Origin of the sequence: Lentzea sp. NPDC051213 (assembly GCF_044455585.1) — a bacterium.
Classification (GTDB): domain Bacteria; phylum Actinomycetota; class Actinomycetes; order Mycobacteriales; family Pseudonocardiaceae; genus Lentzea.
In genome coordinates this window covers 470,505-495,079 of record NZ_JBITEX010000004.1, presented here as the reverse complement: position 1 = coordinate 495,079, position 24,575 = coordinate 470,505, and the positions used below count along the sequence as shown (strand labels likewise).

Annotated in this window: 19 protein-coding genes, 1 pseudogene and 1 riboswitch; of the genes and pseudogenes, 17 read left to right on the top strand and 3 right to left on the bottom strand. The window is 69.5% G+C overall.

What is annotated here, in order from left to right:
• Window positions 1-97: 97 nt before the first annotated feature.
• The 8 genes and pseudogenes from ACIA8G_RS20570 to ACIA8G_RS20535 all read left to right on the top strand — a co-directional run.
• Window positions 98-1,429: pseudogene (locus ACIA8G_RS20570) on the top strand (OFA family MFS transporter); the annotation flags it as partial.
• Window positions 1,430-1,667: 238 nt separating this feature from the next.
• Window positions 1,668-3,773 carry a nitrate- and nitrite sensing domain-containing protein gene (locus ACIA8G_RS20565; RefSeq protein WP_396420178.1) on the top strand — a complete coding sequence of 702 codons (2,106 nt, stop codon included), beginning with the start codon at window positions 1,668-1,670 and terminating at the stop codon, window positions 3,771-3,773.
• A complete protein-coding gene (locus ACIA8G_RS20560) occupies window positions 3,770-4,168 on the top strand; it encodes a roadblock/LC7 domain-containing protein (protein ID WP_396420177.1) in 399 nt (132 codons plus the stop codon). The genes ACIA8G_RS20565 and ACIA8G_RS20560 overlap by 4 nt, the downstream gene beginning before the upstream one ends.
• Window positions 4,165-4,683 (top strand): DUF742 domain-containing protein, encoded by a 519-nt coding sequence (locus ACIA8G_RS20555; RefSeq protein ID WP_396420176.1) that lies wholly within the window; start codon window positions 4,165-4,167, stop codon window positions 4,681-4,683. Before ACIA8G_RS20560 ends, ACIA8G_RS20555 begins: the two co-directional genes overlap by 4 nt.
• A 48-nt stretch (window positions 4,684-4,731) precedes the next feature.
• The gene (locus ACIA8G_RS20550) at window positions 4,732-5,319 is read left to right on the top strand and encodes a nitroreductase family protein (RefSeq protein ID WP_396420175.1); all 588 of its coding nucleotides are present in this window, start codon (window positions 4,732-4,734) and stop codon (window positions 5,317-5,319) included.
• Window positions 5,320-5,390: 71 nt separating this feature from the next.
• Window positions 5,391-7,433 carry a tetratricopeptide repeat protein gene (locus ACIA8G_RS20545; protein ID WP_396420174.1) on the top strand — a complete coding sequence of 681 codons (2,043 nt, stop codon included), beginning with the start codon at window positions 5,391-5,393 and terminating at the stop codon, window positions 7,431-7,433.
• A 360-nt stretch (window positions 7,434-7,793) separates the two neighbouring features.
• Window positions 7,794-8,342: a Uma2 family endonuclease gene (locus tag ACIA8G_RS20540; RefSeq protein WP_167971065.1), complete on the top strand. Its 549-nt coding sequence runs from the start codon at window positions 7,794-7,796 to the stop codon at window positions 8,340-8,342.
• A 144-nt stretch (window positions 8,343-8,486) separates the two neighbouring features.
• Complete coding sequence (locus tag ACIA8G_RS20535; protein WP_396420173.1) at window positions 8,487-10,670, top strand: germacradienol/geosmin synthase; 2,184 nt, start codon at window positions 8,487-8,489, stop codon at window positions 10,668-10,670.
• On the opposite strand, the gene ACIA8G_RS20530 is transcribed toward ACIA8G_RS20535, so the two are convergent.
• Together ACIA8G_RS20530 and ACIA8G_RS20525 are read right to left on the bottom strand one after the other, a co-directional pair.
• A complete protein-coding gene (locus ACIA8G_RS20530; protein WP_396420172.1) occupies window positions 10,654-11,676 on the bottom strand; it encodes an alpha/beta hydrolase in 1,023 nt (340 codons plus the stop codon). The two genes, ACIA8G_RS20535 and ACIA8G_RS20530, sit on opposite strands and share 17 nt — an antisense overlap.
• Window positions 11,673-13,019 carry a cytochrome P450 gene (locus ACIA8G_RS20525; protein ID WP_396420171.1) on the bottom strand — a complete coding sequence of 449 codons (1,347 nt, stop codon included), beginning with the start codon at window positions 13,017-13,019 and terminating at the stop codon, window positions 11,673-11,675. Before ACIA8G_RS20525 ends, ACIA8G_RS20530 begins: the two co-directional genes overlap by 4 nt.
• Before the next feature lie 123 nt (window positions 13,020-13,142).
• Here ACIA8G_RS20525 and ACIA8G_RS20520 point away from each other — a divergent pair, with 123 nt between their 5' ends.
• Together ACIA8G_RS20520 and ACIA8G_RS20515 are read left to right on the top strand one after the other, a co-directional pair.
• Window positions 13,143-13,961: an SAM-dependent methyltransferase gene (locus tag ACIA8G_RS20520; protein WP_396420170.1), complete on the top strand. Its 819-nt coding sequence runs from the start codon at window positions 13,143-13,145 to the stop codon at window positions 13,959-13,961.
• 69 nt (window positions 13,962-14,030) lie between these two features.
• The gene (locus tag ACIA8G_RS20515) at window positions 14,031-15,119 is read left to right on the top strand and encodes an FAD-dependent monooxygenase (RefSeq protein WP_396420169.1); all 1,089 of its coding nucleotides are present in this window, start codon (window positions 14,031-14,033) and stop codon (window positions 15,117-15,119) included.
• On the opposite strand, the gene ACIA8G_RS20510 is transcribed toward ACIA8G_RS20515, so the two are convergent.
• Entirely contained in the window at window positions 15,106-16,638 is a 1,533-nt protein-coding gene (locus ACIA8G_RS20510) for a DUF6461 domain-containing protein (protein WP_396420168.1), read from the bottom strand. The genes ACIA8G_RS20515 and ACIA8G_RS20510 overlap by 14 nt on opposite strands.
• A gap of 130 nt (window positions 16,639-16,768) precedes the next feature.
• A riboswitch (cobalamin riboswitch) is annotated at window positions 16,769-16,877 on the top strand.
• A 33-nt stretch (window positions 16,878-16,910) separates the two neighbouring features.
• Here ACIA8G_RS20510 and ACIA8G_RS20505 point away from each other — a divergent pair.
• The 7 genes from ACIA8G_RS20505 (at window position 16,911) to ACIA8G_RS20475 (ending at window position 24,563) form a co-directional block, all read left to right on the top strand.
• The gene (locus ACIA8G_RS20505; RefSeq protein ID WP_396420167.1) at window positions 16,911-18,119 is read left to right on the top strand and encodes a prenyltransferase/squalene oxidase repeat-containing protein; all 1,209 of its coding nucleotides are present in this window, start codon (window positions 16,911-16,913) and stop codon (window positions 18,117-18,119) included.
• On the top strand, window positions 18,119-18,532 hold the full coding sequence (locus tag ACIA8G_RS20500) for a hypothetical protein (RefSeq protein WP_396420166.1): 414 nt from the start codon (window positions 18,119-18,121) through the stop codon (window positions 18,530-18,532). Before ACIA8G_RS20505 ends, ACIA8G_RS20500 begins: the two co-directional genes overlap by 1 nt.
• Window positions 18,529-19,302 carry a hypothetical protein gene (locus ACIA8G_RS20495; protein ID WP_396420165.1) on the top strand — a complete coding sequence of 258 codons (774 nt, stop codon included), beginning with the start codon at window positions 18,529-18,531 and terminating at the stop codon, window positions 19,300-19,302. The genes ACIA8G_RS20500 and ACIA8G_RS20495 overlap by 4 nt, the downstream gene beginning before the upstream one ends.
• The gene (locus tag ACIA8G_RS20490) at window positions 19,299-20,330 is read left to right on the top strand and encodes a CbiQ family ECF transporter T component (protein ID WP_396420164.1); all 1,032 of its coding nucleotides are present in this window, start codon (window positions 19,299-19,301) and stop codon (window positions 20,328-20,330) included. The genes ACIA8G_RS20495 and ACIA8G_RS20490 overlap by 4 nt, the downstream gene beginning before the upstream one ends.
• A gap of 52 nt (window positions 20,331-20,382) precedes the next feature.
• The gene (locus ACIA8G_RS20485) at window positions 20,383-21,951 is read left to right on the top strand and encodes an ABC transporter ATP-binding protein (RefSeq protein ID WP_396420163.1); all 1,569 of its coding nucleotides are present in this window, start codon (window positions 20,383-20,385) and stop codon (window positions 21,949-21,951) included.
• Entirely contained in the window at window positions 21,948-22,712 is a 765-nt protein-coding gene (locus ACIA8G_RS20480) for an ECF transporter S component (RefSeq protein WP_396420162.1), read from the top strand. The genes ACIA8G_RS20485 and ACIA8G_RS20480 overlap by 4 nt, the downstream gene beginning before the upstream one ends.
• 144 nt (window positions 22,713-22,856) lie before the next feature.
• Window positions 22,857-24,563: a family 20 glycosylhydrolase gene (locus tag ACIA8G_RS20475; RefSeq protein ID WP_396420558.1), complete on the top strand. Its 1,707-nt coding sequence runs from the start codon at window positions 22,857-22,859 to the stop codon at window positions 24,561-24,563.
• Window positions 24,564-24,575 lie beyond the last annotated feature (12 nt).

The following is a 24,575-nucleotide window of genomic DNA, read 5'->3' as shown; positions in this document are numbered from 1 at the left end:
GCCATGCAACGCACATCGACAGGTTCAGCCCGTTGTCGCACGTGTGCACCTGCCCTAGGATCGATCGGTCCGCGTTTTTGTGACGGTTGGGGATAAAGTGGGGTTCTTAGCGCGCGAACGCACGGTCGCGCCTCCCGGATGGAACCGCTGGCTCGTTCCGCCAGCAGCACTGGCGATTCATCTCTCCATTGGTCAGGCCTATGCCTGGAGTGTCTTCAAGACGCCTCTGGAGAAATCTCTCGGCATCACGGGAACGCAGAGCGCGCTGCCCTTCCAGCTCGGCATCGTGATGCTCGGGCTCTCGGCCGCCGTGCTCGGTACGACCGTGGAGCGCAAGGGGCCGCGGTGGGCGATGTTCACCTCGCTCGTCTGCTTCTGCTCCGGTCTGCTGATCTCGGCGGCGGGCGTGTGGGCCGGCCAGTACTGGGTGGTCGTCGTGGGCTACGGCCTGGTCGGCGGCATCGGTCTCGGCATCGGCTACATCTCGCCGGTGTCCACGCTGATCAAGTGGTTCCCCGACCGGCCGGGCATGGCGACCGGTATCGCGATCATGGGCTTCGGCGGCGGAGCGTTGATCGCGTCACCCTGGTCGACCTCGATGCTCACGGCGTTCGGGAACACCTCCACCTCGGGCATCGGCAAGGCGTTCCTGATCCACGGCCTCGCCTACGCGGTCTTCATGACCGTCGGCGTGCTGCTGGTCCGCCTGCCGTCCAAGGAGTTCGTGGCGGAGAAGGCCGCGCTGCTCAAGGACAAGCCGAAGGCCACCGTCGCGTTCAACGTCTCGGCGAACAACGCGATCAAGACGCCTCAGTTCTGGCTGCTGTGGGTCGTGCTGTGCTTCAACGTCAGCGCGGGCATCGGCATCCTGGAGAAGGCCGCGCCCATGCTGGTCGACTTCTTCAAGGAGTCCTCGACACCGGTCGCGACGGCGGCGGCAACCGGTTTCGTGGCCCTGTTGTCGGCGGCGAACATGGCCGGCCGGATCGTCTGGTCGTCCACTTCGGACCTGGTCGGACGCAAGAACATCTACCGTCTCTACCTCGGCGTCGGCGCGCTGCTCTACCTGTTGCTGCTGACGATCGGCTCGTCCAGCGTGCCGTTGTTCGTGGTCGCGGCGATGGTGATCCTCACCTTCTACGGTGGCGGTTTCGCGACGATCCCGGCCTACCTGCGCGACCTGTTCGGCACCTACCAGGTCGGCGCGATCCACGGTCGCCTGCTGACCGCGTGGTCCGTGGCCGGTGTGCTCGGGCCGCTGATCGTCAACGCCATCGCGGACGCGGGCAAGAAGGCCGGACATGTCGGGCCCGACTTGTACACCACGTCGTTCTACATCATGATCTCGCTGCTGGTCGTTGGTTTCGTCGCGAACGAGCTGGTCCGCCCGGTCGATCCGAAGTTCCACGAGCCGAAGGCCGCAGCTGACGAGACCGACAAGCCCTCGCCCAAGACGGACGACGAGGCGACGGTCGCCAAGTGGAACGAGGCCGAGGCGGCGGACGCCGCGGACGCCGAGTCCGCTGCCGACAAGGAAGACTCGGAAGGCGTGGTGCGGAAGTGAGCTCCCAGCGCTTGTTGCTGATCGGCGCGTGGTTGTGGGTGGGTCTCCCGCTCGCCTACGGGCTGTATCGACTGTTCCTGAACGCGGCCAAGCTCTTCGTCTGATGTTCAACAAGCTCGTCAACTGGCGCAACTGGCGCCTGCCGGTGAAGCTCGCCGCGGTGTTGATCGTTCCGGTCGCCATCGCGGTGGGCGCCGGCGTGTTGCAGATCCAGTCCCACATGGAACGCGCCGAGTCGTACGCGGCGCTGCAGCGACTGGTCAAGGTCCGCGCCGCGATGATCCCCGTGATCGAGGGCGTGCAGGCGGAACGGCGGATCATCGCCGAAGGTGCCGGTGTCCAGCTCCTCCAGGAGCAGGTGCGCCGCACCGACGACGCGCGCGCGACGTTGCGCCAGGCGATCAGCAAGACCTCGCTGAGCGAGGTCGTGACCGCCCGCATGGAAGACGTCGGAACCCGGATCGCCGGCCTGCCTGCGCTGCGGGAGAAGACCGGTGACGTGCCGGGCGTGATCAAGGAGTACACCGCGCTCGCCGAGTCGATGCTCGACGTGGACGAGGTGCTCGCCAGCGACTTCGGTGACGCCGCGCTCTCCCGCACGGCGATGGGCCTGAACCACGCGCTCAACGTGCAGGAGCAGGTCCTGTTCCAGCAGGCGGTCGTGCTGTCCGGGCTCACCCGCGGCCAGCTCGTCAACGCCGAGGTGCGGTCGCTCCTCGAGTCCAACGTCAAGCTCGGCTACATCGCGGGTCAGTTCGCCGCGCTCGCCACGCCGGACCAGCTGAACTCGTACTGGACGGAGTTCAACAGCCCGGACATCGAGGCGCAGCGCAAGATGCTGTCCGCCGCGCTGGTGCACCCGACGTCGGACGGGCAGGCCGCCACACCGCCGGCCAACGGCAACGCCACACCCCCGAAGCCCAAGCCGTTGCCGATCGCCGCCGCTGACTGGAGCAAGGCGACCAGTGCGGTCGCGTCGTCGCTGGACGGCGTGGTGCAGGGCCTGCAGGACGACCTGCGCGACACGTCGAACCGCCTGCGCGACGAGACGAGCGACCGGGCGGGTGCGGCGTCCGCGATCCTGTTCGCGAGCCTGATCCTGGCCGGCACCGTCGGGTTCATCGTCGGCCGCTACCTGCTGCGTTCGCTCAACGCGTTGCGCCGCTCCGCGCTGGACGTGGCGTGGCACAAACTTCCCGAAATGGTGGCGACCGGACGGGGCAGCACCGAGATCGAGCCGGTGCCGGTGCACACGACCGAGGAGTTCGGTCAGGTGGCGCGCGCGTTCGACGAGGTGCACCAGCAGGCCGTCCGCTCGGTCATCGAGCAGGCCGGCATGCGCGCGAACATGCGCAACATCTTCGTGAACCTCTCGCGGCGCAGCCAGAGCCTCGTCGAACGCCAGCTCAAGCTGATGGAGGAGCTGGAGAAGTACGAGGAGGACCCGGACCAGCTCGCGAACCTCTTCAAGCTCGACCACCTCGCCACCCGCATGCGCCGCAACAACGAGAACCTGATGGTGCTCTCCGGCGGCGACGTGGCGCGGCGGTTCCACCGCCCGATCCCGCTGACCGACGTGCTGCGCGCGGCCGCCGCGGAGATCGAGCAGTACCAGCGGGTGATGGTGCACACGGCACCGAACGCCGAGGTCGTCGGTTACGTGGCCAGCGACCTCGTCCGCCTGCTGGCCGAACTCCTTGACAACGCAACGGCTTTCTCGCCGCCGCACAGCCAGGTCTCGATCAGCGCGTCGATCGAGGCAGGCGACATCGTGCAGATCGACGTGGTCGACCACGGCATCGGCATCGACCCCGAGGCGCTCGCGGTCGTCAACCAGCGGCTCGAGGCCGCGGGTGAGGGCGCGGACGTCCAGGTCTTCCGTGAAATGGGCCTCTTCGTCGTCGGCAGGCTCGCCGAACGCCACCAGATCGTGGTACGCCTGGATGCCCAACAGGGCAAGGGAACTCGCGCGATCGTGTTGGTTCCGGCAGAACTCGCCCCACGACGGGAGGAGTCCTGGGAGTCTTTCCGCGGGGAGGCTGTCGAGGGACAGCAGACGTCGTGGTTCGAGGCGTCCGCTGCCGCCGCACCGCCTCCTCCGCCCGCACCGGCAGCCGCACGTCAGTCGCCGGACTCGGCTCGGGGCTTCCTCGACGCCTTCCAGCGCGGTGTGCAAAAAGGTCTTCCCGACCGGCAGGAGAGTCGATGAGCACGCAGGTGGACCAGTTCGGCTGGCTGGTCACCAACTTCGCCGAGCGCACACCAGGCATCGAGCACGCCGTGGTGATCTCGGCCGACGGACTGGTGCTGATCTCGTCGTCGAAGCTGCCGCCGCACGCCGCGCCCCAGTTCGCGGCGATCGTGGCCGGCGTGGTGTCGCTCGCGGAGTCGGCGTCGCAGTGCTTCGCCGGTGAGTCGGTCGTGCGCACGGTCGTGCAGATGGACCGGGGCGTGATGCTGCTGATGTCGATCAGCGACGGCTCGTGCCTCGCGGTGCTGGCGTCCTCCACCTGCGACGTGTCGCAGGTGGCGTACGAGATGACAGTGGTGGTGCGGCAGGTCGGTCAGCTGCTCACGCCGGAACTGCGGGCCGAACTGCTATGAGCAGAGAGTCAGAGGAGCAGGTCAACTTCGGCGACCTGGTCAGCGGGTTCAGCTTCGACAGCGAACGCATCCGCAAGCGCGGCAAGAAGAAGGCGCAGCGCGCCCCGGAACCGCCGCCGGAGCCGGACCCGTACGCGACGCTGCCCTTCGAGCCCGTCCCGCCGCTGCCGTCCATCGAGTCGTCGGCGTCGATCGTGCGCGCCTACGCGTGGACCGGCGGCCGCACCACGTCCGACGTGCACCTGGAGATCGAGTCCCTGGTCTCGGTGAACGAGTTCTCGGCCACCGCCGTGCGCCCGGAACACCAGGACGTGCTGGCCCTGTGCCACTCACCGCGCTCGGTGGCCGAGATCGCCGCCCTGCGCGGCCTTCCGCTGGGCGTCACGAAGGTGCTGCTCGGCGACATGGCCTCGCACGGCCTGATCGACGTGCACCGCACCGCTTCGTCGTACGGCGGCGACCGGCCGGACGGCCAGCTGCTGGAGCGCGTGCTCGCCGGGCTTCGCCGGCTGTAGCCCCCTTCCCCGCTGATACGGTCGGGAGACCTATCTGGGGAGGTTGGCGTGGAGTTCCAGGACGTCGTCCGGCGCAGGCGCATGGTGCGGAAGTTCACCGGTGAACCGGTCAGCGAGGAGAGCCTGCAGCGGATCCTGCGCAACGCGGTGCGCGGCCCGTCCGCCGGGTTCTCGCAGGGGCAGGGGTTCCTCGTGCTGCAGGGGGAGTCGCTCAAGCGGTTCCAGGACAGGTTCGAGTGGTGGGGCCTGGACAGTTCGAAGACCGCACCCGTGCTCGTGATCCCGTTGTCCGCCAAGGACGTCTACCTCGACCGGTACGCGCAGCCGGACAAGGGGTGGACCGACCGCAGCGAGGACAACTGGCCCGTCCCGTACTGGTACATCGACACCGGCATGGCCTCGCTGCTGATCCTGCAGACCGCCGTGGACGAGGGGCTCGGCGCGGTGTTCTTCGGGATGAACAAGGACGAATGGCCGGCTTTCCGCGAGGAGTTCGGTGTGCCGGAGACGCACGTGCCGATCGGCGCGATCGCGATCGGGCACCCGGCGGAAGAGGGTGTGTCCGAGGGCGCCTCCCCGCGATCGCGCCCGCGCACCCCGTTCGACGAGATCGTGCGCTGGGGCCGGTGGGCGTGAGCCGGTGATCCCACCGGCGTTCTGTGTGAAACTGGCCTCGGCTAACGGTTGTCCGGCTGGAGGGCGGTGGCGTGGAGATCGACCTGTTCCCGCGCCCGCACCAGCTGCCGGCCGCCGTCGCGGACTTCGTCGGACGTGAGGAGCCTGCCCAGTCCGTCGTGGACCTGATCTCCCCGTTTCCGCAGGTGGTGCTGCTGACGGGAGCGGTGGGGACGGGCAAGACGACGCTCGCCGTGCACGTCGCACATCGGGTGGCGAACGGGTCCTTCCCGGACGGCCAGCTGTTCGTGCGGCTGCGCGGGACGACGCCGCACGAGGTGCTGGGCCGGTTCCTGGCGTCGTTCGGGGTGCCCGCTCCGGGCGACTACGGGGCGCGGCTCAGCGCCTATCGAGACGCAGTTGCGCGACAGTCGCTTCTGTTCGTCCTGGACGATGCGACGAGCCTGGAGCAGGTGACGCCGCTGCTGCCGCACGCGCCGGGCTGCGCGGTGATCGTCACTTCCCGGCACCGGCTGCGGCTGCCCCACGTCGTCGAGGTCGGCGCGCTGGAGCCCGCGCAGGCGATCACCTTGCTGAGCAAGCAGATCGGTGCGCAGCGGGTGGCCAGGGAGCCGTCGCGCGCCGACGATCTGGTCGCCGCCTCGGGCTGCCTGCCGCTCGCGGTGCGGATCGCCGGTGCCCGGCTCGCCGCCCGCCCGCACTGGCCGATCTCGTTGCTCGCCGATCAGCTGAAGGACCCGCGCAGCAGGCTGGATGCGTTGTCGCACGGCGGTTTGTGCCTGCGGATGCGGCTGGCGGAGACCGTGGGCGACGTGAGCCCGCACGCCCGGCGGTTGCTGGGACTGCTCGCCGCGGCCGGGGCCAGGAGGCTGCCGCGCTGGGCGCCGGTGACGGCGTTCGGGGACGTGCGCGGACGGTCCGCTGTGGACGAACTGGTGTCGGCGCACCTCGTCGACCGCGCCGGCGACGGCTACGTCGTGCCGGAACTGGTGCGCGAGTTCGCGGCCGGGCACGTCGATGCTCCGCTTGCCCGGCAACGGGTGCTGGGCGGGTGGCTGGCCTTGCTGGACCACGCGCGCACCGCGTTGTACGGCGGCGACTTCTCCGTCGTGCGCGGCTCGGCGGTGCGCGAGGTGGTGCGGCTCGATCCGCTGCTGCGCTCGGATCCGTTGGCGTGGCTGGAGTCCGAGCGCGCGAACCTGTGCGACGCGGTGTCGCTGGCCGCCGGCGCCGGGCTGGACGAGCTGAGCTGGGAGCTCGCGCACCGGCTGGTGGCGCTGTTCGAGACGCGCGCCGACTACGACAGCTGGCAGCGCACGCACGATCTGGCGCTGGTGGCGACCGAGGCGGCCGGCAACCGCAGGGGCTCGGCCGTGCTGTGGTGCTCACTCGCGTCCCTGCACATCAGTCAGAGCCGGTACGACCTGGCGAAGGAGATGTCCGTGCGGGCCGTGGAGGTGTTCGAGGACCTCGGTGAGCTCGCCGGGCTCGGGCTGGCCTACCGCAACCTCGGCATCGTGTCCCGGTCGTCCGGTGACCTCACGGGAGCCCGCCGGTGGCATAAACGGGCGCTGGCGGTGTACGAGGAGAACGCCGACCCGGTCGGCCACGCGTCCGTGCTGCAGAACCTGGCCCAGATCGACCTGTACGAGTCCGACACCGAGGGTGCGCTGACACGCCTGAGCGCCGCGCTGGACGTGTGCCAGGGGAGGGGGCCTGCCAGGGTGCTCGCGCAGATCAACTACCGCCTCGGCAAGCTGCTGGCGGCGGAAGGACGGCGCGACAGGGCGTTCGAGGTTCTCACCTGCGCACTGGAACTGGCCCGTGGCGCACGGGACCGTCGCGGCGAGAGCATTGTGCTGTATGCATTGGGAGGCAACGAGTTCGCTCGTGGCCGGCACGGTGCCGCCCGCACGTTGCTGCACGAGGCGGCGACCATCTGCGAGGCCAACTTCGACGTTGTCGGTGCCGCACGGGCGCGGCTGGAACTGTCCCGCGTGCATCTCGCGTGCGGTGACTCCGAACGTGCCGCCGAGCTGGAAGCAGCGGCCCGCGCGGTTTACTCGGAATTCGGCCTGAAGCCCGCGCTGGGTGATTTGATCTTCCATCTGTGAAGCGCTTGTGAGCTATTGCTCCAACTGAGTGCTTGGCTGGCTCGTAAGATTCCGTTAGGGTCGCATTCGCGAGCAATTGGCGAGGTTGATGGCGTTACCCAAAATCGCCCGAAAATTGACCAAAAATTAGCCACTTGTTCGATTGCAACCAAAAGGCTGCTCCGTACGGGTGGTGCTCTCCACGGCAGGACCAGTAGGCCCTCACCCTCCGGGGCGGACGTGACGGAGACGTGTGCGGGCAGTGGTGCGTGGTCGGCCAAAAGGGGCTTGTGAGTCGTGAGAATCGGACCAGTCTTGTCTAATGGCATCGCCGGGATCCGTCCGGCGGACGGTGGCCTCGACCAGGGGGTGGAACGCACCATGGGTGGTGTCCCGACGTTTCCCCACGGTAGGCCACTGACGTGGGCGGATCTGGAGGCGATGCCTGATGATGGGCACCGTTTCGAACTCGTCGACGGGGTGTTGGTGATGAGCCCCTCCCCCCGTCCCGTACACCAGCGGGTCGTCGCCCGGCTGCTGGTGGCGCTGACGGCTGTCTGCCCGCCGGAGCTCGAGGTCCTCCCCGCTCCGGTCGACGTGGTGCTCGCCGACGACACCGTCTTCATCCCGGACCTGGTGGTCGGCCGGCGTGAGCAGTTCACGAGGCAGGCGCTCATGGGACCGCCGGTGCTGGCGGTCGAGGTTCTTTCGCCGCGGACGCGTCACGTGGACCTGGAGCTCAAACGGGCGAAATTCCAGGAAGTCGGCTGCGAGAACTACTGGATGATCGATTACGACAGCCCCTGGCTGCGTTGCCTGCACCTCGAAAACGGGGTCTACGTGGAGCAGGCCCGGTCGGACGGCGAAGAGATCATCGAACTGCAGTTCCCGTTCGCGGTGAAGCTCAGCGCCCAGTCACTGGTGCGCTGAGTGCCTGCCGATCAAGACGGACTGGGCTGAACGGGCGACACCGCGCTACAAACGTGTGGATCAACGTTTCACCATCTGGCGCTGCTCGGCGCCGGGCTGGTTGCGTGCACCGCGTCACGTCCAAAGCGCGGAGGTCCAACGCACATGCAGCCGTTCCAGCTGCCGGAGTTCTACACGCCGTATCCGGCTCGGCTGAACCCGAACCTCGAACGCGCCCGAGTCCACACGCGCGCCTGGGCGCGCGAGATGGACATGATCGACGTGCCGCAGCACGGGACGGTGATCTGGACCGCCGACGACCTCGAGTCGCACGACTACGCGTTGCTCTGCGCGTACACCCACCCCGACTGCGACGGTGAGATGCTCGACCTGATCACCGACTGGTACGTGTGGGTCTTCTACTTCGACGACCACTTCGTCGAGCTCTACAAGCGGAACCCGGACATCAAGGGCGCCCAGGCCTACCTCGACCGGCTGCCGCTGTTCATGCCGGTCAGCGGGGTGATCACCGAGGAGCCGGCGAACCCGGTCGAGAAGGGCCTCGCCGACCTGTGGCGCCGCACCGTCCCCAGCCACTCGCTGGACTGGCGCGAGCGGTTCGCCTGCAACACCAAGCACCTGCTCGACGAGTCGATGTGGGAGCTGCACAACATCAGCGCCCGCAGGCTGTCCAACCCGATCGAGTACATCGAGATGCGCCGCAAGGTCGGTGGCGCGCCCTGGTCGGCGAACCTGGTCGAGCACGCGGTCGGCCTGGAGGTGCCGGCCCAGATCGCGCTGTCCAGGCCCATCGGGGTTCTCCGCGACACGTTCAGCGACGCCGTGCACCTGCGCAACGACCTGTTCTCCTACGAGCGCGAGGTGCTCGACGAGGGCGAGCTGTCCAACGGCGTGCTGGTGTTCGAGAAGTTCCTCGGCCTGCCCACCCAGGAGGCCGCTGAGGCCGTCAACGACCTGCTGACGTCCCGGCTGCACCAGTTCGAGCACACGGCCGTCACAGAGGTCCCCATCCTGCTGGACGAGCACACCATCGACCCCATCGGGCGCGCGGCGGTCCTCGGCTACACCAAGGGCCTGCAGGACTGGCAGGCCGGCGGCCACGAGTGGCACATGCGGTCGTCCCGGTACATGAACAAGGGCCTGGCCACCGCGGAGTCGCCGTTGGGCATGTCCGCGGCGAACATCCTCGGCTCGATCGTGAAGACCATGCCGCAACGGCTCAAGCAGTTCAGCGGCACACCGAAGATCGTCGAGCCCTACACGCTGCCGTCGTTCGACGTGCCGTTCACGCTGACCCTCTCGCCGCACCTGGACCAGGTCCGCGAGGAGATCATCACGTGGGCCCGGGACATGGGCATCCACAGCGAGGGGATCTGGGACGAGGCCAAGCACCGCGGCTTCGACCTGGCGTTGTGCTCGGCCGGGCTCGATCCCGACGCCACGCCCGCCGAGCTGTTCCTGTCCGCCGCGTGGCTGTCGTGGGGCACCTACGCCGACGACGTCTACCCGTGGACGTTCGGGCGGCTGCGGGACCTGACCGGGCTGAAGATCCAGACCGCGCGGCTCAAGCAGTGCATGCCGCTTGACCTGGTGCTGCCGGTGGTGCCCGCGAACGCGACCGAGCGCGGGCTGGCCGATCTCTGGCAGAAGACCGCGGCACCGATGTCCGCGGACTTCCGGGCCACGTTCCGCCAGACCGTGGACGACATGCTGGACAGCTGGGTCTGGGAAGTGATCAACATCCAGCAGAACCGCATTCCCGACCCGGTCGACTACCTCGAGATGCGGCGGTCGACGTTCGGCTCCGAATTGACGACCTCGTTGTCGCGCTTTTCGCATTCGACGACGGTCCCGCCGGAGATCTGGGGTACTCGGGTCATTCAGACCATGGAGCGGTCGGCCATGGACTACAGCTGCATGCTCAACGACGTGTTCTCGTACCTCAAGGAAATCCAGTACGAGGGCGAGGTGCACAACATCGTCCGGGTGATCGAGAACTTCCTCGGCGTTTCCCAGTCCCGTGCCTTCGAGATCTCCTACGCGTTGATGGACGCCCGGCTCGGCCAGTTCACCAGGTCCGTCGACGTCGAACTCCCGAAGTTCTTCGACGACATGTCGCTCGACACCGCGACACGGGCGGCGCTGACCCGCTACGCCGACGAGCTGAAGGACTGGATCGTCGCAATCATCAACTGGCACGAGGGAACCAGCCGCTACGGCGAGGACGAGATCACGACCCCGGTGAACGCCCACCTGCTCGCGGGGGCGTTCCACCAGGGCCCGTCGGGCATCGGCACGTCGGCCGCCCGCCTCACATCCCGAATTTAGTGTTCAGCCAGGCGCGGGTCGCATCGCGGTAGTCCTCCGCGTTGATGTGCAGGGCGAGCGAGTGGCCCGCGCCTGGCAGCACGTACGTCTCCAGCTGCGCCTCGGGCCGGTAGTACGCGGCCTCCTGCGCGCGCAACGAGTTCGCGCTGGAGCAGTCGCGCAACGCCAGGAGCCCGCAGAACAACACGTCCTGCGTGCCCACGGCCTGCAACACCGGCACGTCGATCCCGTACGTGGTGGGCAGCACGATGCCGAAGACGGCCACGGTTCCCATGCCTGGCACGGAAACCTGGTCCTTGGTCGCCTCGTCGGCGTCCACCACGCTCTGCTCGGCGTCGTCCATCGCGTAGAACAACCCGGCCCGCGCGCCCGGCCGCGTCGTGAAGTACAGCGGGTCGCTGCCGAGGTGCGCGAGCACGTTGTCCAGGAACACGGGCTGAAGTCCCAGTGCCGCACCGAGAGCGAGCGCCGGCACGTTCGGCATGTGCGTCATGCCGCTCAGCACCACGCCGTCCACGTCGTGGTAGGTCGCGGCCTCCGCCGCGACGATGCCCGAGCCGACGGAGTGCCCGACGATGACCACCTTCTGGTACGAGGTGCCGCCGACGGAACCCGAGCGCAGGTGCGTGACGACGTCGTGCAACGACCGTGCCTCGACGGAGATCAGCATCGGCAGGCTCGGCGGGTGCGTCGACGCACCGGTGCCGAGGCGGTCGACGGCGAACGTCGCCCGGCCCTCGTGGGCCATGTTCCGCTGGTACGAATAGGACTCCGGCACGCCGGGCAGGTCCCAGTACGCGCGGTTGTACGTGCCGCCGTGCACCAGCAGCTGGATAGAAGCCGGGTTCTCGCCCGCCGGTGTGCAGAGCTGGCCGGAGATCGTGGCGGGACCGGCCGGGCCCGCGACGGGGAGCGTGGTGATCGAGCACTGGACACCGGAGGCGGTGGCGGCAGGCGTGAGCGACGTCAGCGCCAGTACCGCAGCAAGTACGGGGAGCAGTTTCACGCTGGAGGCCTTCTCTGTGTCGGCTTTCTGCGGGTGGCGATCAGGGGCAGCCGGTTCGGCTGCATGGTCGCCTTCACCTGGGCGTAGACGCGTTGTCCCGCAACGGGGACGAGGTCCCACCGGGTCGCGATCGTCGCGGCCGCGATCGCGATCTCCGTGTGGGCGAGGAAATGGCCTGGGCAGAACCGGGAACCCGCGCCGAACGGGATGAACGCGCCCTTCGGCAGGGCGGCGGCCTTCGAGGGTTCCCAGCGGTCGGGGTCGAAGCCGCCGGGATCGGGGAACCAGCGTGGATCGCGGTGCAGCGTGTGCTGGGAGACCGCGATCTCCGAGCCCTTCTCGACGAGCACGCCGCCGATCTCGACGTCCTCGCGGGCCCGGCGCATCAGGATGATCGGTGGAGTGCGCCGCAGCACCTCGTTGATGATCCGGCCGGTGTACTCGAGCTTCGCCACGTCCTCGAACGTCGCCGGCCGATCGCCCAGCACGGCGTCGACCTCGGCGTGAAACCGTTGCCGGATTTCAGGTCTCGTGCCGACCTCGTGGAAGAACCACGCCAGCGCCACGGCCGTCGTCTCCGCGCCGGTGGTGAGGATCGTGACGACCTCGTCGGTGATCTGCTCGTCGGTCATCGCCTCGCCGGTGTCCGCGTCCCGCGCGGCGAGCAACGCCGACAGCAGGTCGCCGTGGTCCGTGCCTTCTTCCCGCGCGCCGACGACGACCTCGGGGATGATCTTGCGCAGGCGCGCGGCGGCCTCGTCGAACTCGCGGTTCGCCTTGAGCGGCAGCCTCTCCACGAATCCCGGCGAGAACGCGCGGACCAGCACGTGCCTGAGCATGATCGGGATGGAGTGCTTGATCTCGGCGAGCACGCGCGGGCCGAGCTCCGCGGAGAACAGCGTGCGGCCGGCGACGGTCATCACGAAGTCCTGCATCAGCGCGTCGAACTCGAGGCGCTGCCCGTCGTGCCACGAGTCGCGCAGCTCTGTCGCGAGCGTGGTGATCACGGTCTGCGCGTAGGTCGAGACCCTGCCGCGGCTGAACGCCGGCAACACCATCCGGCGTTGCCGCTGGTTGAACGCGCCGTTCGAGGTGGCGAGCCCGTTGCCGAACAGCGGGCGCATCTTGTCGAACACGATGCCCTTGTCGAACTTCTCCGACGTCAGCAGCCGCATCGCCAGCTCGGGGGTCGTGACCAGGTACACCGGTAGGGGACCGAGGAAGACCCGGACCACGTCACCCCTGGCGGGTAACGAGGACAGGAACTCGACCGGTGACCTGAGCAACGCGACGGAATGCCCGACGAGGGGCCATCGGCCCGGCACCGTCGTGACGCTCGGCATCGCATCACCCTCTCAAGCGACCCCAAACAACTTAGGGGTGCCACGCCAGTCTGGGCGAGCAGATACACACGATCGGATGCTCATTCGATCGGCTGTTCTGGTGCACACCAGTACGCTCGGCGCGTGAGCAGCGACCTCGGTTGGGTCCCACCAGGTGTCGACACGGCGGTGCCCTCACCAGCCAGGGTGTACGACTACTGGCTCGGTGGCGGCCACAACTTCGCGCCCGACCGCGTGCTCGCGGAGAAGATCCTCCAGATCATGCCCGGCGTCCGCGACGCGGCGCGGCTGAACCGCTCGTTCCTGCGCAGGGCCGCGTTGTTCATGCTCGAGCAGGGCGTGCGGCAGTTCCTCGACATCGGCTCCGGCATCCCGACGGTCGGCAACCTGCACGACATCGTGCAGGCCGAGTCCCCCGACTGCCGCGTCGTCTACGTGGACAAGGACCCGGTCGCCGTCGCGCACAGCGAGCTGATCCTCGCCGGCAACGGCAACACCGCCGTGCTGCAGGCCGACCTGCGCGACCTGGACGCGATCCTCGACGCCGGTCCGACCCGCGAGCTCATCGACTTCGACCAGCCGGTCGGCCTGTTCATGCTGTTGCTGCTGCACTTCGTCCCGGACGAGTGGGACCCGGTGTCGATCGTCGGTTCGTACCGCGACCGGCTGGTGCCCGGCAGCTTCCTGGCGCTGTCGCACGTTGCGGCCGAGGCGCGGCCGGAGGGGATGGACGAGGCCGTCCACACCTACAACGCCAAGAGCTCCCAGAACCAGGCGTACCCGCGCTCGCACGGCGAGGTGGCGGCGTTCTTCGGCGGATTCGACTTGGTGGAGCCGGGTCTGGTCGGGTGCCCGTCGTGGCGGCCGGACGGCGACGGCGACTTCTCGGCGAGCCCGGAGATCAACGTGGTGCCGTACGCGGGGGTCGCTGTCAAACCCTGACGGCACTTGGTCAGCGGACGGTCAGTGCAGGTCGGCACCTTGTGGTCACCAACTCACCAGGGGGACCACATGAAGAACGTCCTGATCTCCGGCGCCAGCATCGGCGGCCCCGCCCTCGCGTACTGGCTGCGCCGCTACGGCTTCACCGTCACCGTCGTGGAGCGGGCCCGCGGACTGCGGCCCGGCGGCCAGGCGATCGACGTGCGCGGTCCCGCGCTGGACGTCGTCGAGCGCATGGGCCTCGGCGCCGAGCTGCGGGCGTTGTCGACGAACATGCGCGGCATGACCATGCTCGACGCCGAGGGCAACGAGCTGTTCAGCTCGACCGAGCACACGCTCAGCGGCGGTGACCTCTCGAGCCCCGACGTCGAGCTAATGCGCGACGACCTGGCGCAGCTGCTGTTCGACGCCGCACCCGGCGTGGAGTATCTCTTCGACGACTCGATCGTGTCCATCGATGGCACCCGCGTGACGTTCGAGCGCAACGCCCCGCGCGACTTCGACGTGATCGTCGGCGCGGACGGCCTGCACTCCAACGTCCGCCGGCTCGTCTTCGGGCCGGAGGAGCAGTTCATCAGCCACCTCGGCATGTACCTGGCCGTCTTCACCGCGCCGAACTTCCTGGGCCTCGACCACTGGCAGGTGTTCCAGCAGGGCGAGATCGTCGGCGGCGGGGTCATGAGCGCCCGCGCCAACGCGGAATGCCGTGTCTACATGGGTTTCAACGGCGCCGTGTCGTTCGACTACCGCGATGTCGAAGCCCAGCGCCGGTTGCTCGCGGAGATGTTCGCCGACGCCGGTTGGGAGTGGCAGACCGCGGTGAAGCACATGTGGGAGGCGCCGGACTTCCACTTCGACTCGATGAGCCAGATCCGGATGGACAGCTGGTCGCGGGACAACGTGGTGCTGCTCGGCGACGCGGGGTACTGCGGCTCGCCGTTGTCCGGACAGGGCACCAGCATGGCGCTCGTGGGTGCGTACGTGCTCGCCGGTGAGCTGCGGGACAACCCGACCGGTGCGTTCCAGCGCTACGAGGAGATCCTGCGCCCGTACGTGACGGCCAACCAGGACTTCGCGTTGCGCAACCGCGAGAACCCCGGCGTGCCGTCGGAGGAGTTCGCCCAGGTGGTGAACAGCCTCCAGCTCAGCAGTTACTGAACAACTCCTCGATCGCCGTGCGGACGTCGTCCTCGGGGATCACGGCGCCGGTGAACCGGACCACCGCCGTGATCCCCTTGGCGTCGAGGTGCCGCCAGTCGGTGAAGCTCAGTCCCTCCAGTGCTTTCCGCACCTCGGGGTCGTCGCCGAACTCGGTCTGGTCCAGCGCCTCCCTGGCCGAGACGACCTGGCCGTGCCGGGCGAACGACAGTTTGGTCAGCCGGTTCACGTTCCAGAAGTAGCTCGCGGCCTTTCCATTGGAAGACAGTCGTTCCAGGACCTCTGGCTTGGAGCCGACGTAGTTGTTGCTCTCCACCACGATGACGCCGTCGTCCAGTTCGAGGACGATGCCGTCCTCCTCGAAGTCGTCCACCACATCGTCGACGTCGACGCCCGTGGCGATCGTGATGGTCCCGGCCGGCTCGAGCATCTTCGCCAGCCACCGGTACGGGGCCTCCGGCGCGATCTTCTTCGGTGGCACGGGTTCGCCGCGCAGCAGATGGCCGACCTGATCGGTCTTCTTGTGCACCACCGGTTCCGCGAGCGGTGCCTGCCAGATCTTGAGGTCGTACCGCTCTTCGCCGTCGTCCCTGCCGGTCGCGCTGACCCGGACGCGGAACTCACCGGGCCACGGCGGGGTCTCGCCGTGGCCGAGGCGTGCGCCACCCGCGACGGCCGAGTAGCTGATGTCGGCGACCTCGTCCCACCTCGTCGCCTCCACGTCGTCCGGGGGATCCCGCAAGACCTGCAGCGACACGGGGACCTGGCCCTCCGCGATGCCGGTGCGGACGGCGAACCCGGTGTCCACCGCCCCGGCCAGACCGGTGACGGTGAAGTCCGCCTTGGTCAGGCCCAGTTCCTCGACGAGCAGGAACTCGTGGCCGAACACCGGCACGTGCGTGTGCGAATGGCGGAACTCGTAGGTGGCCCGCCGCTTCTCCAGCAACGCCTGGTCGTACGCGGGCGGCTTCGGGATCGAGGGCAGCAGCAGCGCGGTCACCCCGATCGCCGTGCCGATGATCGTGGCCGGGTCGGTGGCGTGGTCCGTGCCGATCGCCCGCAGCACTGCAGCGGACACGGCGACGGCCGGTGCCAGATGTGCCGCGCCGTGCCGGGCCGCGATGGCGGCCTCGTCACCGGTCGCGTCACTCAGGTCGAGGGGGAGCAGGTCGCGCATCCGCGCCAGGACGACGTCGGCGGCACCGGGGTGGAGGTTCTCCAGGAAGTCCACGGCCTCCTTGGCCGCGCTCTGCCCGCCGCCTGTCGCGAACCAGAACCGCCCGGCCGGCGCGCGCAGATCCGCGATCATCGCCTGCGATGCGCGCAGGTCCAGCCGGGCGACGGCGAGTTCGAGGGCGCCGAGCAGCCGCTCCGCGACGAGCGCGTTCACGCCGGCCAGCGCCTCCTTCGGCGAGGTGGCCGCGCGCTCGTGCCGGCCCAGTTCCGCGGCCGGGGCCGGCGGGATCAGCGCCTCGATCTCCCGCGCGGCCGCCCTGATCAGTTCGTCGAATTCCCCCATGCCGCGATTCTGCCCAGGTGGCGGTGCGGCTGGCACGAGGATAGGTGAAAAGTCTGGTTCGACGGCTAGCGGACGGGCGCTCAATGGCCCAGCTCACAGCCATTTGACTGGAGTTGACCACTCACGCACGATCCTGGGTTGACAACAGCATCCGCGCACCGCGGGGGAAGCCGGTGGAACTCCGGCACTGACCCGCAACGGTGAAAGTCCGACTGCCCGTGGCGCGCGGTAGCTCCACCAACCCGTCGAGGACAGCGGGGCAGGGAGGCGTAGTGATCAGGAAATCAGCGCTGGCCGCGATCATCGCGGTCGCGCTCGTGGCGACACCGCAGGCCCAGGCGGCCGACGCGGCGCCATCCGCGGGAACGTGGCTGGTCAGCCAGTTCAGCGAGGGCGACCGGTTGCTACGCGCCCCTCAGGACCCCGCTTCCGGGGACACCGGTCTCACGGCCGACGGCATCTACGCGCTCGCGGCCGCCGGTGTGGGGAGGTCGACCGCCGAGAAGGCGGCCGCCTGGCTCGCGCAGCCCGACCAGATCGCGTTCTTCCTCGGTGACGGCGAGGCCGAGTCCTACGTCGGTGGCCTGGTGAAGCTCGCGCTGGTCGCGCAGACGCTCGGCACCGATCCGCACAAGTTCGCGGCCATCGACCTGCTGGGCAGGCTCTCCGCGTTGCAGGAGGAGTCCGGGCGTTACCGCGACCGGACCGATCCCTCGTTCGACCAGACCAACGCGTTCACGCAGGCGCTGGCGATCATCGTGCTGAAGCGGGCCGGTCAGCCGTCGGACAAGCCGGTCACCTTCCAGGTGTCGAGCCAGTGCCCGGACGGCGGGTTCCCGATCCAGTTCGAGCAGGCCACCTGCAAGTCCGATGTGGACGCCACCGCGATCGTGCTGCAGGCGCTGCTGGCCGCGGGGGAGAAGACGGCCACTGCGACGGCCTCCGCGAAGGGCCTCGACTGGCTCGCGAAGCAGCAGCAGGCCGACGGCGGGTTCCAGGCGATGGCGCCGCCGACGAACGCCAACACCACCGGCCTCGCGGTCGGTGCGCTGGTCGCCGGCGGACGTGCCGAGGCCGCGGACAAGGCCGTGGCGTTCCTCAAGACGCTGCAGGTGGGGTGCGCCGGGCCCGTCGCCCAGCGCGGCGCGGTGTCGTTCGACCGCAACGGTTTCGACGCCGGCACGGTCGTGCGTGCGACCACGCAGGCGATGCTCGGGCTGGCTCGGGTGAGCCTCGCGACCGTGTCCGCCGCCGACGCGACCGCGGGTGTGCCCGCCCTCGACTGCACCACGCCGCCCTCGCCCTCGCCCGAACCGACCGCGCCGCCGGCACCGGCCGGTCCTGAGCAGGTCCCGGCCGACCCGCCGCTCGCGGTCACCGGTCCCGACCAGGCCGGTCCGCTGACCCTCTTCGGCTCCTTCGCGGTCATCGCCGGTGCCGTCCTGCTCTTCGTCTCCCGTCGTCGGAAGGTTGGTGCGTGATGCGCCGCGTTCTTGCTGTCCTCGCCCTGCTCGCGAGCTCGTTCGTGGTCGCTCCGGCCGCCTCCGCCGCGCCGTGTGCCGGGGTGCAGGTCGTGGTGGACTTCAGCGCGTTCGGCGGCGGCGTCCAGACCGGGTGCGCCGCGGGGGATCCGGCCACCGGCCTCGCCGCTCTCACCGGCGCGGGCTTCACGTACTCGTTCGTGCCGCGCCAGCCCGGTTTCGTGTGCCGCGTCAACGCGTTGCCGAACCCGTGCACCGCGCCCACCACCAGCGCGTACTGGTCGTACTGGCACGCCACGCCCGGCGGCACGTGGAGCTACAGCACCTCGGGCGCAGGTAGCTACAACCCGGCACCGGGCACGGTCGAGGGCTGGGCGTTCGGCGCCGGTACCGCCCCGAGCACGGCCCCGTGAAACGGCTCTTCTTCGCGCTGGCACTGGTAGCAGCGTTCACACCGGTGCCGGCGCACGCCGCGGGCTGCGACGGCGTCACGGTCGTCGTGGACTACCGCGGCCTCGGGGGAGGCGTGCAGCAGGGCTGCGCGTCAGGCAGTCCGGCTTCCGGGGTGGCGGCGCTGACCGCGGCCGGGTTCGGCTACACCTACGCGTCGCGGCAGCAGGGCTTTGTGTGCCGCATCAACGGAAAGCCGGGCACGGACGCGGACAAGTGCGTCAACGCCTCTCCCGCTTCGGCGTACTGGTCGTACTGGCACGCTCCTGCCGGCGGCGCCTGGTCGTACAGCAACCAGGGCGCGGCGACCTACGTGCCCGCTCGCGGAAGCGTGGAGGGCTGGGCGTTCGGTGCCGGGGAACAGCCGGGCATCGCGCCGCCCGCGGCTCCGGCTCCGCAGCCGCCTGCGCCGCAACCACCTCAGCCGCCGGCGGGGCAACCTCCCGCGCAGCAACCGCCTGGGGCGACCACGACCACCGCACCGCCCGCCTCTTCGGCGGCGCCGTCTTCGGAATCGGCTCCGTCGTCAACGCCTTCGTCGGCCGTGTCGTCGGCCGTGTCGTCGTCTGCGGCGGCGGGGGAGACGTCGGTGGTGGTCGAGGAGAAGTCGCGGCAGGCTCAGGAGAAGTCCGGCTCCGGCTGGGTGTGGACCGCGCTCGGCGTGCTGGTGATCGCGGCCCTGGTCGTCGCCGGGGTGCTGGTGGCGCGAAGGCGCCGTTCGGAAACCGAGTGAAACTGCATTCCGGCGCGTGGTGGCTGTGGGCCCTCGGCCTCGCCACCGCCGCCAGCCGCACGACGAACCCGCTGGTGCTGGGCCTGATCCTGGCGGTGGCGGGGCTCGTCGTCGTGACCTGCCGGGCGAACACGCCGTGGGCCGGCACCTACGGCGTGTTCCTCAAGTTCGGCCTGCTGGTCATCGGCCTGCGCGTGCTCCTGCACGTGTTCCTCGGCGGTATCGCGGGCCCGACGATTCTCTTCACGCTGCCCCAGATCCCGCTCCCCGACTGGGCCCAGGGCATCAGAATCGGCGGCCCAGTCTCCGCAGAAGGCCTGGTTTTCGCGCTGTACCAAGGTTTGCTGCTCGCCACGATCCTGAGCTGCGTCGGCGCCGCCAACGCACTCGCGAATCCGAAGCGACTCTTGCGGTCACTACCCGCCGCCCTCTACGAGGTGAGCGTGGCCGTGGTGGTGGCGCTGACCGTTGCGCCGCAACTGGTCGCTTCCGCGCGGTCGGTGCGCCGGGCCCGGAAGCTGCGCGGCGACACGGCCCGCGGCGTCCGGGCGATCCGCACGATGCTGGTGCCGGTGCTGGAGGACGCCCTCGAACGCTCGCTGGTGCTGGCCGCCTCGATGGACTCCCGTGGCTACGGGCGCACGGCCGGCATCTCGCGCCGCGACCGGGCGCTGACCGGGACGTTGGTGCTGGCGGGGCTGTTCGGGTTCTGCATCGGCATGTACGGGCTGCTCTCCGACGCCTACACCGGCTGGCCGTTGCTGGCGGCCGGTGGTGTGCTGGCGATCGCGGGCCTGAAGGTGGGCGCGCGCCGGGTGCCGCGCACGCGGTACCGGCCGGATCGCTGGACGCCGCGGGCGATCGGGGTGGCGTCGAGTGGCGTGGCGGGGGCGTTGGTGCTGGTGTTCTCGGGGGATCCGGCGTTGTCGCCGCCGACGGTGCCGCTGGCCGCGCCCGAGTTGCCACTGCTGCCCGCGCTGGGTGTGGTGGTGGCGTTGCTGCCGGTGGTGCTGGTGAGGGAGTCGTGAACGCGGCGGGTGTTGGTGGCGCTTCATCGCTGGTGATCGTCGTGGGGGAAGCATGATCAGGTTCGAGGACGTCACGATCACCTACGCCGAGCAGCCTGTTCTCGAGGGCATCTCGCTGGAGATCCCCGAAGGCGAGCTGTGCCTGGTCGTCGGCCGCACCGGCTCCGGCAAGTCGACGTTCCTGCGCGCGATCAACGGCCTCGTCCCGCACTTCAGCGGCGGCACGCTGGCCGGCCGGGTGCTGGTGGACGGGCGCGACACCGCGCTGTTCCCGCCACGCGAGCTGGCGGACGTGGTCGGGTTCGTCGGGCAGGACCCGGTGGCCGGCTTCGTCGCGGACAACGTCGAGGACGAGCTCGCGTACTCGATGGAGTCCCTGGGCCTGCCGGGCGACGTGATGCGCAAGCGGGTCGAGGAGACCCTCGACCTGCTCGGCCTCGCCCCGTTCCGCGACCGTCCACTTGCGACTTTGAGTGGCGGTCAGCAGCAGCGGGTGGCGATCGGCGCGGCGCTCACGGCGCATCCGCGGGTCCTCGTGCTCGACGAGCCGACCTCGGCCCTGGACCCCGGTGCCGCCGAGGACGTTCTGGCTGCCGTGCAACGACTTGTGCACGACCTCGGGATGACCGTGGTGATCGCCGAGCACCGCCTCGAACGGGTCGCGCAGTACGCGGACCGGGCACTCCTGCTGCCGCAGGGCGTGGCGGGCGAGGTCGGCGAGATCCTGGTCGCCGCACCGGTGGCGCCGCCCGTGGTGCGGCTCGCGCAGGTGGCCGGGTGGTCGCCGGTCCCGGTGTCGGTGCGGGACGCGCGTCGCGTCGCCGCCTCCCTGCGCTCCCGGCTGCCGGAACCGGCGGCCGAGACGGCTCCGCCCACCGAGCCGGTGCTCACCGCGCGGGATGTCGTCGTCAGGTACGGCGATGTCCAGGCGGTGCGCGGAGTCGGGCTGCAGGTCGGCGCCGGTGAACGGGTGGCGTTGATGGGGCGCAACGGTTCCGGCAAGTCGAGCCTGCTGTGGGCGGTGCAGGGGAGTGGCAGGCGCACGTCCGGCACCGTTGATGTCCGCGGCACGGACCCGGCGTCGGTGAAGCCCGCACAACGGCGCAGGACCGTGGCGCTGGTGCCGCAGCAGCCGTCCGACCTGCTGTACCTGGAGACGGTCGCGCAGGAGTGCGCGCAGGCCGACGCGGAGTCCGGGCAACCGGCCGGGACCTGCCGGAAGCTGCTGGACGGGCTGGCTTCCGTGCCGCCGGACACGCATCCGCGCGACCTGTCGGAGGGGCAACGGCTGGCGCTGGTGCTCGCGGTGATGCTGACCGGGGCGCCGGACGTGCTGCTGCTCGACGAACCGACGCGCGGCCTCGACTACCCGGCGAAGGAAGCGCTCGCGCGCACCCTCAAGGAGCTGGGCAGCGCGGTCGTCCTGGCCACGCACGACGTCGAGTTCGTCGCGGAGTACGCGACCAGGGTTGTCGTGATGGCCGAGGGCGAGGTCGTCGCGGACGGCCCGGCGCGCGAGGTCGTGACGTCCTCGCCGATCTTCGCGCCGCAGGTCAGCAAGATCCTCGGGCCCTGGCTGACCGTGGCCGAAGTCGAGGCGGCCCTGGAGTCGGCACAGTGATCGCGATCGGGCGGCGGTCCGCGATCGCCCTGGTGGTCTCCGGGGTGATCGGGCTGGCCGCGTTCACCTGGCCGTTGTTCGTCGCGCCGTCCAGCGACATCGCGCACGGCGGCGACGCGCCGTGGACGTTCGCGCTGCTGCTCCCGCTCGTGCTGGCGGTCGTGCTCGCCGAGCTGAGCGAGAAGGGCATGGACTCCAAGGCGATCGCGATGCTCGGCGTGCTGTCGGCGCTCGGTGCCGCGATCCGGCCGCTGGGCGCGGGCACCGCCGGCATCGAGACGATCTTCTTCCTGATGGTGCTCAGCGGCAGGGTCTTCGGGCCCGGTTTCGGGTTCGTGCTGGGCAACACCACGTTGTTCGCCTCGGCGTTGCTGACCGGCGGTGTCGGGCCGTGGCTGCCGTACCAGATGCTCGGCGCGGCCTGGGTGGCGCTCGGCGCCGGTCTTCTCCCGCAGTGGCGCGGCAAGGCGGAGATCGCGCTCCTCGTCGCGTACGGCGTGGTCAGCTCGCTGGCCTTCGGGTTCCTGCTGAACCTGTCGTTCTGGCCGTTCGCGGTCGGCGAGGGCACGTCGGTGAGCTTCGACCCCAACGCCTCGGCCGGCGCGAACCTGGTGCGGCTGGCGGCGTTCACGCTCGCCACGTCGCTCGGCTGGGACCTCGGGCGCGCCGTCACCACCGCCGTGCTGGTGGTCGTGACGGGTCCCGTGCTGCTGCGGACGCTGCGGCGAGCCTCGCGGAAAGCGGCGTTCCTGCCCGCGTGAGCCGTGCCGAGACATCGGAGGTCCGGCGATTTATCAGGGAATTGGCTCAGACCATTGACGACAAAAGGGATTCTTGACCAGGCTGAGCACAGGGTCGCCGCCCCCGACTCGTGAGGAGGAGTCGTGAGAACTCGCGCTCTCGCCGTGGTCATCACCGTGACCGCAGCGCTCTCCGTGAGCGCGCAGTCGCAGGCCGCGGAGCCACTGCAAAGCCTGGTACCTGTTCCGGTATCCGTCCAGGCCAAGAGCGGTGTCACGCACAGCCTGACAACTGCCACGAAGATCTACACCGCGCCTGCCGCGCGGGACGTCGGCACCTTCCTGGCCGGAGTGCTCCGGCCCTCGACGGGATATGCCCTGCCGGTGTCCGACGCGGTCGGCACGCCGACGGACGGCATCGCTTTGCTGCTGTCCGGTGCCCCCGGCACGGTCGGCCAACAGGGCTACCAGCTCGATGTCGCCGCAGGTGCCGTCACGGTACGAGCCAACACATCGGAGGGCTTGTTCGCCGGCGTGCAGACGCTCCGGCAGTTGCTGCCCGCCAAGGTGGAGAGCACGTCCGTGCAGGCCGGTCCGTGGACCGTGCCGGGCGCGCTGATCACCGACTACCCGCGGTTCTCCTACCGCGGCGCGATGCTGGACGTGGCACGCCACTTCCACCCGGTCGCCGCGGTGAAGCGCTACATCGACCAGATGGCGCTCTACAAGATCAACTACTTCCACTGGCACCTGTCGGACGACCAGGGCTGGCGGATCGTGATCGACAGCTGGCCGCGCCTCGCGACGTACGGCGGCAGCACGCAGGTCGGCGGCGGCGCCGGTGGCTACTACACCAAGGCGCAGTACAGCGAGATCGTGCAGTACGCGGCCGCGCGCAAGATCACGGTGATCCCCGAGATCGACATGCCGGGCCACACGAACTCGGCGCTGGCCTCGTACGCGGAGCTGAACTGCAACAACCAGGCTCCGCCGCTGCGCACGGACATCGAGGTCGGCTATTCCTCCCTGTGCGTGAACAAGGACATCACCTACCAGTTCATCGACGACGTGGTGCGCGAGATCGCGGCGCTCACGCCCGGCCCGTACTTCCACATCGGCGGTGACGAGGCGAACGCGACCTCGGACGCGGACTACCAGGCGTTCATGAACCGCGCGCTGCCGATCGTGAAGAAGTACGGCAAGACCGTGCTCGGCTGGCACGAGTTCGTGAAGACCACGACCGACACCGCCGCCATCCCGCAGTACTGGGGCACCACGACGTCCAACGCGACGGTGCAGGCAGCGGCGGCACGCGGCAACAAGGTCATCATGTCGCCCGCGAACAAGGCGTATCTGGACATGAAGTACAACTCCAGCACGCCGCTCGGCCTGTCGTGGGCCGGCTTCGTCGAGGTGCAGGACGCCTACAACTGGAACCCCGGCACACACCTGAGCGGGGTGCCGGAGTCCGCGGTCCGCGGCGTCGAGGCTCCACTGTGGACCGAGACGATCGTCACCTCGCGCGACATCGAGTTCATGGCGTTCCCGCGGCTCGCCGTGCACGCCGAACTCGGCTGGTCGCAGTGGTCGACGCACAACTGGGACCAGTTCAAGGTGCGCCTGGGCAACCAGGCACCGCGCTGGAGCACCATGGGCATCAACTTCTACCGGTCCGCGCAGGTCCCGTGGGACACCGGCGGCCCGCCGCCCGGCCCGTGCTCGCAGCCCGCGTGGGACCGCAACAGCGTCTACACCAACGGCAACGTGGTGTCGCACAACGGCCACAAGTGGACCGCGAAGTGGTGGACGAAGGGCGAGGAGCCCGGCACCACCGGTCAGTGGGGTGTGTGGCGGGATGACGGTGTTTGCTGATTGATTGTGTGG

What these genes read in the sequence shown, in the direction of transcription:
- ACIA8G_RS20565 (WP_396420178.1), top strand. Translation starts at nt 1,668, where the DNA reads ATGTTCAACAAGCTCGTCAACTGGCGCAACTGGCGCCTGCCGGTGAAG.
- ACIA8G_RS20560 (WP_396420177.1), top strand. Translation starts at nt 3,770, where the DNA reads ATGAGCACGCAGGTGGACCAGTTCGGCTGGCTGGTCACCAACTTCGCC.
- ACIA8G_RS20555 (WP_396420176.1), top strand. Translation starts at nt 4,165, where the DNA reads ATGAGCAGAGAGTCAGAGGAGCAGGTCAACTTCGGCGACCTGGTCAGC.
- ACIA8G_RS20540 (WP_167971065.1), top strand. Translation starts at nt 7,794, where the DNA reads ATGGGTGGTGTCCCGACGTTTCCCCACGGTAGGCCACTGACGTGGGCG.
- ACIA8G_RS20535 (WP_396420173.1), top strand. Translation starts at nt 8,487, where the DNA reads ATGCAGCCGTTCCAGCTGCCGGAGTTCTACACGCCGTATCCGGCTCGG.
- ACIA8G_RS20525 (WP_396420171.1), bottom strand. Translation starts at nt 13,019, where the DNA reads ATGCCGAGCGTCACGACGGTGCCGGGCCGATGGCCCCTCGTCGGGCAT.
- ACIA8G_RS20515 (WP_396420169.1), top strand. Translation starts at nt 14,031, where the DNA reads ATGAAGAACGTCCTGATCTCCGGCGCCAGCATCGGCGGCCCCGCCCTC.
- ACIA8G_RS20510 (WP_396420168.1), bottom strand. Translation starts at nt 16,638, where the DNA reads ATGGGGGAATTCGACGAACTGATCAGGGCGGCCGCGCGGGAGATCGAG.
- ACIA8G_RS20500 (WP_396420166.1), top strand. Translation starts at nt 18,119, where the DNA reads ATGCGCCGCGTTCTTGCTGTCCTCGCCCTGCTCGCGAGCTCGTTCGTG.
- ACIA8G_RS20485 (WP_396420163.1), top strand. Translation starts at nt 20,383, where the DNA reads ATGATCAGGTTCGAGGACGTCACGATCACCTACGCCGAGCAGCCTGTT.